This window comes from Syntrophorhabdaceae bacterium (genome assembly GCA_028713955.1).
Lineage (GTDB): Bacteria > Desulfobacterota > Syntrophorhabdia > Syntrophorhabdales > Syntrophorhabdaceae > UBA5609.
Window position 1 is genome coordinate 4,558 of record JAQTNJ010000197.1, and the last position, 1,354, is coordinate 5,911.

Genomic DNA, 1,354 nt, shown 5'->3' on the forward strand with positions numbered 1-1,354 from the left:
GGTCCGGGGAATATCGATATGCAGCTTCAGTTCCTTGAGGATTTTCAGACCACTGCCATGTGCTGCACTGCCTCCATGGGCCTTCTCATGGCTGAAGAGATAGATAAGAACGGTCTTCGCGGCAAGATCGCCTTAAAGAAGATGATATTCGGATCAGAGCGGAGCAGCGATGCCATGAGGAAACGCATCTCCGACCTTTCAGGCGTGTCGACGGAGGAACTCTATGATATCCCGGGGATGACCGAGCTCTATGGGCCCGGAACCGGGCTTGACTGCAAACACCATGCGGGTATCCATTACTGGGCCGACTATTATATACTGGAGCTTCTCAATCCCGAAACCCTGGAGCCGGTTCCTGAAGGGGAAGAAGGCGAGATGGTCGTCACAACCTTGCGGAAAGAGGCGGTACCGCTTATCAGGTACAGGACAAGGGATATTACGAGGATCATGCCGGGCCAGTGCCCCTGCGGAAGCCTCATGCCGAGGCACGACAGGCTGCTCGGCAGATCCGATGACATGTTCATCTTCAGGGCTGTCAATATCTATCCGAGCCATATCGACGAGATCCTTTCAAAGATGAAAGGGGTAGGGAGCGAGTACCAGATCATCCTTTACAGAAAGGAAAGCGGTAAAGACCATATGCTCATCAAGGTTGAGCGCGCCAAGGGTCTTTCAGAGGACAAGGAAGAAGACAAGCACGTCAGGAAAGACATTGAACACGCGATCAAAAAGCAGATCATGGTCAGTTGCGACGTTGATGTTATGAACTATGGCGAGCTTCCGAGGTCAGAGAGAAAGACAAAGAGGGTTTTTGACAATCGAGATTAAAGCGCATAGGGCAGGGTGCAAAAGCTTTTTCTCTATGCTCTCCGCCCTTCGCTCCATGCTAACAAAAAGGAGGTTCCATTGAAAGGCTACGAGTATTACAAACCAAAAAGCATAGAAGAAGCGATAAAGCTGATGGGCTCCCTCGACGGCGCTCAGTATATCGCCGGCGGGACTGATGTGATGGTGATGCTCAGGCAGAAAAAGATCGCGCCCCGGTGCATGATCTCGCTCCGGAACATCACCGACCTCTCTCATATCGACACCCGGGAAGGGCTGCGCATCGGGAGTGCTGCAACGCATAGCGCAATCGAAGGGGATGAATATATCAAACAACGCTACTCTGCCCTGAACGATGCGACGACCCATCTCGGCTCACGTCAGATCAGGAACGTCGCCACGATCGGGGGGAATATCTGCAATGCAGCCCCTTCCGCTGATACCGCCTGTCCACTTCTTGTCCTTGATGCGAGGGCAATCATCGTAGGACCAAAGGGCTCACGGGAGCTGGATCTTGATGATTTCTTTC

General features: G+C 52.6%; 2 protein-coding genes. Both read left to right on the forward strand.

Annotated elements, in window-relative coordinates:
* Nucleotides 1–828: hypothetical protein (locus tag PHU49_13525; protein MDD5245028.1), on the forward strand; the 828-nt coding region annotated here is incomplete at its 5' end.
* A 78-nt stretch (nucleotides 829–906) separates the two neighbouring features.
* Nucleotides 907–1,354 (forward strand): FAD binding domain-containing protein (locus PHU49_13530; GenBank protein ID MDD5245029.1); only part of this gene is annotated, 448 nt, incomplete at its 3' end.